Source organism: Nevskia sp. (genome assembly GCF_051860985.1).
Lineage (GTDB): Bacteria > Pseudomonadota > Gammaproteobacteria > Nevskiales > Nevskiaceae > Nevskia.
Map to the genome: position 1 here is coordinate 35,546 of NZ_JBIMKV010000025.1, position 10,573 is coordinate 46,118.

Below are 10,573 nucleotides of genomic sequence, written 5' to 3' on the forward strand. Positions count from 1 at the left end.
ATGAGCGTTACTGCCATCAAACCCGGCTACACCGGCGAGATCAAGGATCGCGTCGAGAACTTCCACGGCAAGCAGCTGCTGTACATCGGCTGGGAAGATCACCTGCTGTTCTGCGCGCCGCTGTGCATTCCGGTACCCCCGGAACTGCCGTTCGGCGCGCTGACCGCGGAGATCATTCCGAACCTCTACGCCCAGCATCCGGATACCGCAAAGATCGACTGGAACAAGGTTGAATGGCTGCGCTCCGGCCAGCCGTTCACGCCGGATGCCAGCAAGTCGGTCACCGACAACGGACTCGGGCACAAGGCCGTGATCCGCTTCCGGACTCCGGGCCTGCGCGGCATCCACGACACCTGCAGCTGACGCCATGAGCTATCGGATCACCATCGAGCCGCTGGGCCACAGCGTCGAGGCCGCGGAAGGGCAGACGATTCTGGATGCCTGCCTGCGTGCTGGCGTCTGGCTGCCGCATGCCTGCTGTCATGGCCTGTGCGCCACCTGCAAGGTGCAGGTGCTCGATGGTGATTACGAGCACGGCAATGCATCGCCGTTCGCGCTGATGGATTTCGAGCGTGACGAGCGCAAGGCGCTGGCCTGCTGCGCGACCTTGCAGTCGGACATCACCATCGAGGCCGACATCGACGAAGACCCGGACGCGCGGCATTGTCCGGTCCGGGACTTCGCCGGCACCGTGGTCGTGCACGAAACGCTGTCGCCGACCATCAAGGGCATCGTCATCGAACTCGACGACCCGGAAGGCATCGATTTCCAGGCCGGGCAGTACGTACAGGTGAAGATTCCCGGCGAAGAACAGCCGCGCGCTTTCTCGCTGGCCGACCGGCCGAGTGAACGGCGGCGCATCGAGCTGAACGTGCGCCGGGTGCCGAACGGCAAGGGCACGACCTGGCTGCACGATGGACTCAAGGTCGGCGACCGCATCGAGCTGTCGGGCCCGTACGGCCGCTTCTTCGTGCGCGCGTCGGACCCGAAGCCGCTGCTGTTCATGGCCGGTGGTTCGGGCCTGTCGAGCCCGCGCTCGATGATCCTGGACCTGCTGGAACAGCAGGAAATGCGCGACATCGTGCTGGTCTACGGTGCCCGCAACCGTGCCGAGCTGTACTACCACGAGGAATTCGTGGCGCTCACGCACGAGTATCCGAATTTCGTCTACGTGCCGGCGCTCAACGAACCGACCGAGGCCTGTGCCTGGGATGGCTTCAAGGGCTTCGTGCATGACGCCGCGATGGCGCATTTCAGCAACGATTTCCGCGGCTGGCGCGCTTATCTTTGCGGCCCGCCGGTGATGATCGAAGCCTGCATCCGCACACTGATGCAGGGCCGCCTGTTCGAGCGCGACATCTTCACCGAGAAGTTCCTGACCTCCGCCGACGGCGCCAATGCCTCGGCGCGCAGCCCGCTGTTCCGGTCGATCTGAGTGTCGCGATGTCGATCCGCATCCACATCGAGAACTGTGACGACAGCTTTCCCTGCCCAGATGGCAGCAATGTGCTGCGGGCCATGGAATGCCTGGGTCGGCGCGGCATTCCGGTCGGCTGTCGGGGCGGCGGCTGTGGCGTCTGCAAGGTCAAGGTGCTGGACGGCCGCTACCGCAACGAGGCGATCAGCCGCGCCTGCGTGAGCACCGAAGAAGAGGCGGAAGGCTACAGCCTCGCCTGCAAGCTGATTCCCGAGAGCGACCTGAGCCTGCGAGTGATCGGCAAGATGGCGCGCTCCTTCGATATCTCACGCGGTGCATTCCACTTTTACGGGGCGCCGGCGACGGCGCCTCACCGTAGCTAGTACGCGAAGAACAAGAGGAGAAGAACATGGCAATCACTGGAGTCCTGCGTCCAGGGCACGTCGCACTGCGAGTGCTTGATCTGGAACAGGCGGTTCACCACTACACCGAGATCCTGGGCCTGGCCGAGGTGATGCGCGATGCGCAGGGACGCGTCTTCTTCAAGGCCTGGGACGAAGCCGACCACCACAGCGTGGTGCTGCGCAAGGCCGATGAGGCCGGCATGGACTACATGGGCTGGCGCGTGGATTCCGACGCCACGCTCGATCGCCTGGCTGGCGAGCTCGAAGCCAGCCCGCTGGCCACCGAGACCAGCTGGATCGCTGCCGGCGAGCATCCGCATACCGGCCGCCGCTTCCGCTTCACGATCCCGACCGGCCACGTGATGGAGCTGTACGCCCATCGCGATGTCACCGGCTGCGCCACCGGTTACCTCAATCCGGAGCCATGGCCGGACGGCCTGCGCGGCATGGCGCCGTCGCGCTTCGATCATTGCCTGCTGTATGGCGATGATCTCGATGGCACGGTCGAGCTGTTCACCAAGATCCTGGGCTTCAACCTGGCCGAGCAGGTTGTCGCCGGTCCGGACAAGCTGCAGATCGCCGCCTTCCTGACCTGCTCGAACAAGGCGCACGACGTGGCCTTCATCCGCCAGCCGATGAAGAACAAGTTCCACCATTGCTCGTTCCTGCTCGGCAGCTGGAACGAAGTGCTGAAGGCGGCCGACATCATCTCGAAGAAGAAGGTGTCGCTGGACCTCGGCCCGACGCGCCACGGCATCACGCGCGGCGAAACCATCTACTTCTTCGACCCGAGCGGCAACCGCAACGAAGTGTTTTCCGGCGGTTACATCTGGTACCCCGACAAGCCGACGATCACCTGGACCGACGACCAGCTCGGCCCGGCGATCTTCTACCACGACCGGAAGCTCAACGAAGCTTTCCTATCGGTGGTGACCTGAGTCCGGCCCCCCTATCCAAGCACGAGCACAACATGGCAACTGATGCATCAACTGCAGCTGCGGCGGTCAACGTCCGGCGCGACTTCCCGCATTTCATCAACGGCGCCTTCGTTCCCTCCGCCAGCGGCAAGACCTTCGAGAACCGCAGCCCGCTGGACGGCTCGCTGATCGGGCTCGTTTCTGAAGGCGGCAAGGCGGAAGTCGATGCCGCCGTGGCGGCCGCGCGCGCTGCGCTCGACGGCCCCTGGGGCAAGATGCCGGTCGCAAAGCGCGTCGAGCTGCTGTACGCGCTGGCCGACGAGATCAACCGCCGCTTCGATGACTTCCTGGCGGCGGAAATCGCCGACACCGGCAAGCCGGCGAGCCTGGCCGCCCACATCGACATCCCGCGCGGTGCCGCCAACTTCAAGATCTTCGCCGACGTCATCAAGAACGTCCCCAGCGAAACCTTCGAGATGGCGACACCGGATGGCGGCGAGGCACTGAACTACGCGGTGCGCGTGCCGCGCGGAGTGATCGCCGTGGTCTGCCCGTGGAACCTGCCGTTGCTGCTGATGACCTGGAAGGTCGGGCCGGCGCTGGCCTGCGGCAATGCGGTGGTGGTCAAGCCGTCGGAAGAGACGCCGGCCACCGCCACGCTGCTCGGCGAAGTGATGAACAAGGTCGGCATCCCGAAGGGCGTCTACAACGTCGTCCACGGCCTCGGCCCGAATTCGGCGGGCGAGTTCCTGACCTCCCATCGCGGCGTCAACGCCATCACCTTCACCGGTGAGACGCGTACCGGCGAAGCGATCATGGGCGCGGCCTCCAAGGGCCTGCGGCCGGTGTCGTTTGAACTCGGCGGCAAGAATGCCGGCCTGGTGTTCGCCGATGCCGATTTCGATGCCGCCGTCGAGGGCATCGCCCGTGCGGCGTTCGTCAACTGCGGTCAGGTCTGCCTCGGTACCGAGCGCGTCTACGTGCAGCGGCCGATCTTCGAGAAGTTCGTCGCCGCACTGAAGCTGAAGGCGGAAGCGATGAAGCCTGGCCTGCCGTACGAGAAGTCCACCGGCATCGGCCCGCTGATCTCGCAGGAACACCTCGGCAAGGTGCTGTCGTACTACGGCAAGGCCAAGGCCGAAGGCGCGACTCTGGTCACCGGCGGCGGCGTGCCCGACATGCCGGCCGAACTGAAGGGCGGCAGCTGGGTGCAGCCGACCATCTGGACCGGCCTGCCGGAAACGGCGACGGTGATCCGCGAGGAAATCTTCGGGCCGTGCTGCCACATCGCGCCGTTCGATACCGAGGACGAGGTGGTGGCACTCGCCAACGACACGCCGTACGGCCTGTGCACCACGGTGTGGACGCAGGACCTGTCGCGCGCGCACCGGATCGCCAAGCGCATCGACGTCGGCCTGTGCTGGATCAATTCCTGGTTCCTGCGCGACCTGCGCACACCGTTCGGCGGCTCCAAGCAGAGCGGCATCGGCCGCGAAGGCGGCGTGCACTCGCTGGAGTTCTACACCGAACTCCGCAACGTCTGCATCAAGTACGCATGAGCGACGTCAACACCAGTCCGGAAGTCGGCCGCAGCATCGTCGCGGCTGGCATTCGCACCAACTATCACGACCTCGGCCAGGGCAGTCCGGTGCTGCTGCTGCACGGCTCCGGCCCCGGCGTCAGCGCTTGGGCCAACTGGCGTGCGGTGCTGCCGACGCTGTCCAGCCAGCGGCGGGTGATCGCCCCTGATCTGGTCGGCTTCGGCTACAGCGACCGGCCGGCCGGTCACCGTTACGGCCTCGACAGCTGGGTGGAGCACGCGGTCGGCCTGCTCGATGCGCTGGCGCTGCCGACGGTCGACCTGGTCGGCAACTCGTTCGGCGGCGCGCTGGCGCTGGCGGTGGCGATCCGCCATCCGACGCGGGTGCGCCGGCTGGTGCTGATGGGCTCGGCCGGCCTGCGCTTCACGCTGACCCCGGCGCTTGACCAGGTCTGGGGCTACCAGCCGTCGTTCGAGGCGATGCGCACGATGATGGACCTGTTCGCCTTCGATCGCGGACTGGTCACTGATGCGCTGGCGCAGTTGCGCTACGAGGCCAGCCTGCGGCCCGGCGTGCAGGACGCCTACGCGTCGATGTTCCCGGCGCCGCGTCAGAACGGCGTCGACGGGCTGGCCAGCGATGAAGCGCAGATTGCCGCGCTGAGCAACGAGACGCTGGTCATCCACGGTCGCGAGGACCGGGTGATTCCGCTTGAAACCTCGCTGCGCCTGGCCTCGCTGATTCCGAAGGCCCAGTTGCACGTCTTCGGCCAGTGCGGGCACTGGACCCAGATCGAACACGCGGCGCGCTTTGCCAAGCTCGTCGATTCCTTCCTTGCCGAGGCCGATGCCTCCAGTCCCACGACATGACTCCAGAACAAATCAAGCTTCATGGCGACGCGCTGTACCAGGCGCTCGTCGACCGCCAGCCGCTGGCGCCGCTGACCGAGCGCGAGCCAGACATCACCATCGACGATGCCTACCGCATCCAGCTGCGGATGATCGAGCGCCGCCTGGCCAAGGGCGAGACGGTGATCGGCAAGAAGATCGGCGTCACCTCCAAGGCCGTGCAGCAGATGCTGAACGTCTACCAGCCGGATTTCGGTCTGCTGCTGTCGGGCATGGTCTACGCCGAAGGCCAGGCGATTCCGGCTGACAGCATGATCGCGCCGCGCGCCGAAGCCGAAGTGGCGTTCATCCTGAAGCGCGATCTGGACGGCCCCGGCGTCACTGCGGCCGACGTGCTGCGCGCCACCGATTTCGTGATGCCGTGCTTCGAGATCGTCGACTCGCGGATCAAGGACTGGAAGATCAAGATCCAGGACACCGTCGCCGACAACGCCTCCTGCGGCGTCTTCGTGCTCGGCGGCACGCCGCGCAGCCTGCGCGGGCTCGACCTTTCGGTGGCCGGCATGGTCGTCGAGAAGAACGGTGAGATCGTGTCCACCTCCGCCGGTGCCTCGGTGCAGGGCTCGCCGGTCAACGCGGTGGCCTGGCTGGCAAACACGCTCGGCGCGCTCGGCATTCCGCTGAAGGCCGGCGAAGTGATCCTGTCCGGTTCGCAGTCGCCGCTGATGCCGGTCAAGGCCGGCGATTTCTTCACTTGCTCGGTCGGCGGCCTCGGCAGCTGCTCGGCCCGCTTCTCCTGAACACCATCATGACCATCGACCAGAAGACCCTCGACTCGCTCGCCGAGTACCTCGAATCCGCCGAGCTGGAAGCGCGCGAGGTGGTGAAGATCACCGACGCCCATCCGCAGCTGACGCTCGATGACGGCTACGCCATCCAGGCCGCCATCCGCGCCCGCAAGGAAGCGCGCGGCAACCAGGTGGCGGGCCTCAAGGCCGGCCTGACCTCGCGCGCCAAGATGAAGCAGATGGGCGTGGAAGTGCCGTGCTTCGGTCTGCTGTTCGATTACATGAGCATCGCCAACGGCGGTGACGTGAAGACCAGCGAACTGATCCACCCGAAGGTGGAGGCGGAGATCGCCTTCGTTCTCAAGGCGCCGCTGCGCGGACCGGGCTGCCATGTCGGCGCGGTGCTGGCGGCCACCGATTTCGTGGTGCCGGCGGTGGAGATCATCGATTCCCGCTACGAGAACTTCCGCTTCGACCTGGTCAGCGTCGTCGCCGACAACACCTCGTCGTCGCGCTTCGTGGTCGGCAGTGTCGCCCGCGGCATCGAAGGGCTGGACCTGCGCACGCTGGGCATGGTGATGGAGAAGAACGGCGAAGTGGTGGCGATGGCGGCCGGCGCTTCGGTGCTCGGTCATCCGGCTGAAGCGATCGCCCAGCTGGCCAACCATCTGGCCGCGCGCGGCGAAGAGATTCCGGCCGGCACCTACATCATGAGCGGCGGTGCCACGGAAGCGATTCCGGTGGCCGCCGGTGATTCGATCCAGGTCCGTTTCCAGGATCTGGGCAGCGTGTCGATGCGTTTCGTCTGATTGCCAGGAAGGTCACTCGTTTCATGTCCGCAAAGCCGCCCCGCAGCAACCCGTTCACCCAGGAAGAAGGGCAGATTCATCTGGGGGGCGTCGATGCACTCGTTCGCTTGAGCCTTGACCAGGTCCGCACCGATGCCCGGCGCGGCCTGAAGACCGGCATGTTCATCTCCGGCTATCGCGGTTCGCCGCTCGGCATGCTGGACGCTGCGCTGCAGAAGCAGCAGAAGACGCTGCTGGAGAAGAACATCCACTTCGTCGATGGTCTCAACGAAGACCTGGCGGCGACGGCGGTCTGGGGCACGCAGATGCTGCATGCCGTCGGCAAGCAGAAGTTCGATGGCGTGACCGGCATGTGGTACGGCAAGGCGCCGGGTGTCGATCGTTCCGGCGACGCGCTGAAGCACGCCAACTACACCGGCATCGACAAGAACGGCGGCGTGCTGGCGATCGTTGGCGATGACCCGAGCTGCAAGTCGTCGTCGCTGTGCAGCCAGTCGGAGCCGATGCTGATGCACGTCGGCATTCCGTCGCTGTACCCGGCCAACGTCCAGGAAGTGCTGGACTACGGCCTGCACGGCTACCAGATGTCGCGCCTGTCGGGCCTGTGGATGGGTCTGAAGTTCGTCACCAACATCGCCGACGGCACCGGCACGGCCGAAGTCTCGCCGGACCGCCTGCAGTTCCTGACGCCGGACATGGAGTTCGACGGCAAGCTGTTCACGCCGCGGATGAACCTGGGCATGAACGTGCGCGCCGAAGCGCTGGAGATGGAGCAGTCGCTGTACACGCGCCGGCTGGAAGTGGCGAAGCGCTACGCGGCCGCGAACAAGCTGAACAATGTGGTGTTCGACTGCCCGGACGCCTGGCTCGGCATCATCACCGCCGGCAAGACCTACAACGACCTGCGGCAGGCGTTCCTGGAATTGGGTCTCGACGATGCGGCACTGCGTCGCTACGGCATCCGCATCCTGAAGATGGGCATGCTGTTCCCGATGGAGCCGACCATCGTCCGCGACTTCGCGCGCGGGCTGGAAGAGATCTTCGTCATCGAGGAAAAGCGGCCGTTCCTCGAGATGTTTGCCAAGAACGTGCTGTACGGCATGGCCAACGCGCCGCGCATCGTCGGCAAGTTCGACCAGAGCGAGCAGACGCTGCTGCCGCACTACGGTGAGTTCGAGCCGGACGTCATCGGCCGGGCGCTGGTCAAGCGGCTGTCGCAGCGCGCCCGTGTGGAGTCGGCGGAAGCCTGGCTTCAGCGTGTCGACGAGATCCATTCGCGCAACAAGCTGCCGACCGCAACTCGCACCGCCTGGTACTGCTCCGGCTGCCCCCACAACAGCTCCACGCAGGCGGTCGAAGGCAGCGTCGTGTCGGCGGGCATCGGCTGCCACACGATGGCGATGTGGATGAATCGCAACGTCGTCATGGGCACCCACATGGGTGCCGAAGGCACGCAGTGGATCGGCATGGCGCCGTTCACCGACGAGAAGCACATCTTCCAGAACATCGGCGATGGCACCTATTTCCACTCCGGCGTGCTGGCGATCCACTACGCGGCGGCGGCCAACGTCAACATCACCTACAAGCTCCTCTACAACTCGCACGTGTCGATGACCGGCGGCCAGGAAGCCATGGGCATCCGCTCGGTCGGCAACGTGGTGGCCGACCTGCTGGCCAACGGCGTCAAGCGGGTCATCGTCACCACCGACGATCCGGGCCGCTACCAGAGCGTGAGCCTCGCCGGCGGCACCGAGGTCTGGCACCGCGACCGGCTCGACGAGGCGCAGCGCGCGCTGGCGGCGATCCCCGGCACCACCGTGCTGATCCACGACCAGGAATGCGCCGCCGAACTGCGTCGCGCACGCAGCCGCGGCAAGGCCGAGGAGCCGGTGGAAGTCACGGTCATCAACGAGCGCGTCTGCGAAGGCTGCGGCGACTGCGGCGTCAAGGCCAACTGCATGAGCGTGGAGCCGGTGGCGACCGAGTTCGGCCGCAAGACCCGCATCCACCAGTCGTCCTGCAACAAGGATTTCTCCTGCGTGAAGGGCTTCTGCCCGTCGTTCCTGACCATCACGCCGAACGCCGAGCCGGCGGCGGCCGATGGCCTGGTCAAGAAGAAAAAGAAGGGCCGCATCGCGGTGCTCGACCGGGCGCTGCCGGAGCCGGTCAAGAAGGTCGATGACACGCTGGGCGTCGGCATCCACGTGATGGGTATCGGCGGCACCGGTTCGGTGACGGTCGTGGCCACGCTGGCGAATGCCGCGCGTCTGGAAGGCAAGCACGTCATCGGTCTCGACCAGACCGGGCTTGCGCAGAAGGGCGGGGCGGTGATTTCCGACATCAAGATCTCGCACCAGCCGTTCAATGGCTCGAGCAAGATTTCCGACGGCCGCACCGACCTGTTCCTCGGCTTCGACATCCTCAACGCCACCGATCCGAAGAACCTCGACAAGTGCCTGCCGGAACGGACCATCGCGGTGGTCTCGACGACCCAGACGCCGACCGGCCAGATGGTGTCGAACCGAAACGCGCTGTTCCCGAACATCACGGCGCTGACGGCCGGCATCAACAAGGTCACGCGCCGTGACGACAACGTTTTCCTCGACGGCCAGGCGTTCGCCGAAGGCCTGTTCGGCGATGCCATGGCGACCAACAACTTCATGGTCGGCGTGGCGTTCCAGGCCGGCACCATTCCGCTGAAGGCGGAGTCGATCGAAGCGGCGATCAGCCAGTCCGGCGTCGGCGTCGAGCAGAGCCTCGCCGCGTTCCGCTGGGGCCGCATGACGGTGGTCGACCGCGCGTTCGTCGAAGCCGAAATCGCTCGCTACGCGCCGAAGCAGGTGGCGGTGTCGCTGTCGACGGAAGCGCAGGCGATCGTCGAGTCGATCGGCGCTGTTGGCGAGACGCGTCGTCTGGTCGAAGTGCGGGTGCCGGAACTGATCGCCTACCAGGACGCGGCCTACGCCAGGCGCTATGCCGAGATCGTCAAGCGCGTGGTCGATGCCGAACGCCGCGTGATGGCCGGCCACAGCAGCCTGGCCGAAGCGGCGGCCCGCTACCTGTACAAGCTGATGGCCTACAAGGACGAATACGAGGTCGCCCGTCTGCACCGTGATCCGGCGTTCCTGGCGCAGCTGGATGCCATGTTCCCGCAGGGCTACAGCGTCAAGTACAACCTTGCGCCGCCGGCGATCTCCAAGAAGGATCCGGTCACCGGCCATCTGGTCAAGCGCCAGTTCGGCGCGTGGATGGGCACCGCGTTCGGCGTGATGAAGCGCTTCAAGGGGCTGCGCGGCGGCGCGCTGGATGTCTTCGGCAAGACCGAGGAGCGTCATCAGGAGCGCCAGCTGATCGAGGACTACATCCAGCAGCTGGATCGCAGCCTCGCCACGCTGAGCCCGGCAACCCACACCACGGCCGTGGCGCTGGCCTCCATCCCGGACGAGATCCGCGGCTACGGCCACGTCAAGCAGCGCAGCATCGAAGCAGCCAAGGCAGCCGAGCAGGCGCTGCTGGCCGCGCCGAACGACCGCCGGGCCGCCTGAGCCGGACCGGAGAAACGCGGCAGGGGACTCGACGCCGGGCGGCGTAGCTGGCCGGCGTCGAGTCCCGTAGCAATGGCCCGACTGCGGTGATGCCGCTGATGGGCCCTGATGTGAAGCCGACGCGCGACCTGGATCTGGGCAGCGCACTCCGGCCCCTGGACCATGCCCAGATCAGGAAACCGAACATGAAGAAAATCCGCTGCGCGATCATCGGCCCCGGGAACATCGGGACGGACCTGTTGTACAAGCTGCGGCGCTCGCCGGTGCTGGAACCGGTGTGGATGGTGGGAGTTGACCCGGAATC

General features: G+C 66.0%; 9 protein-coding genes and 1 pseudogene. All 10 read left to right on the forward strand.

Features of this window, described 5'->3' with window-relative positions; all coding sequences use genetic code 11:
* Window positions 1-363, forward strand: a complete 363-nt coding sequence (locus ACTIGJ_RS18220; protein WP_439641751.1) for a phenol hydroxylase subunit P4 — start codon at window positions 1-3, stop codon at window positions 361-363.
* Between the two features lie 4 nt (window positions 364-367).
* Window positions 368-1,435 (forward strand): NADH:ubiquinone reductase (Na(+)-transporting) subunit F, encoded by a 1,068-nt coding sequence (locus ACTIGJ_RS18225; protein ID WP_439641752.1) that lies wholly within the window; start codon window positions 368-370, stop codon window positions 1,433-1,435.
* Window positions 1,436-1,443: 8 nt separating this feature from the next.
* Entirely contained in the window at window positions 1,444-1,800 is a 357-nt protein-coding gene (locus ACTIGJ_RS18230) for a 2Fe-2S iron-sulfur cluster-binding protein (RefSeq protein ID WP_439641753.1), read from the forward strand.
* A gap of 26 nt (window positions 1,801-1,826) precedes the next feature.
* Complete coding sequence (locus tag ACTIGJ_RS18235) at window positions 1,827-2,759, forward strand: catechol 2,3-dioxygenase (RefSeq protein ID WP_439641754.1); 933 nt, start codon at window positions 1,827-1,829, stop codon at window positions 2,757-2,759.
* Between the two features lie 32 nt (window positions 2,760-2,791).
* Window positions 2,792-4,297 carry a 2-hydroxymuconic semialdehyde dehydrogenase gene (locus ACTIGJ_RS18240; RefSeq protein ID WP_439641755.1) on the forward strand — a complete coding sequence of 502 codons (1,506 nt, stop codon included), beginning with the start codon at window positions 2,792-2,794 and terminating at the stop codon, window positions 4,295-4,297.
* Window positions 4,294-5,148, forward strand: coding sequence for an alpha/beta fold hydrolase (locus tag ACTIGJ_RS18245; protein WP_439641756.1), 855 nt, complete (start codon window positions 4,294-4,296; stop codon window positions 5,146-5,148). Before ACTIGJ_RS18240 ends, ACTIGJ_RS18245 begins: the two co-directional genes overlap by 4 nt.
* Window positions 5,145-5,927: a 2-oxopent-4-enoate hydratase gene (gene dmpE / locus ACTIGJ_RS18250; protein ID WP_439641757.1), complete on the forward strand. Its 783-nt coding sequence runs from the start codon at window positions 5,145-5,147 to the stop codon at window positions 5,925-5,927. Before ACTIGJ_RS18245 ends, dmpE begins: the two co-directional genes overlap by 4 nt.
* A gap of 8 nt (window positions 5,928-5,935) precedes the next feature.
* The gene (dmpH, locus tag ACTIGJ_RS18255; protein WP_439641758.1) at window positions 5,936-6,724 is read left to right on the forward strand and encodes a 2-oxo-3-hexenedioate decarboxylase; all 789 of its coding nucleotides are present in this window, start codon (window positions 5,936-5,938) and stop codon (window positions 6,722-6,724) included.
* Between the two features lie 23 nt (window positions 6,725-6,747).
* The gene (locus ACTIGJ_RS18260) at window positions 6,748-10,269 is read left to right on the forward strand and encodes an indolepyruvate ferredoxin oxidoreductase family protein (RefSeq protein ID WP_439641759.1); all 3,522 of its coding nucleotides are present in this window, start codon (window positions 6,748-6,750) and stop codon (window positions 10,267-10,269) included.
* 89 nt (window positions 10,270-10,358) lie between these two features.
* Window positions 10,359-10,573, forward strand: a pseudogene (locus ACTIGJ_RS18265) (hypothetical protein); the annotation flags it as partial.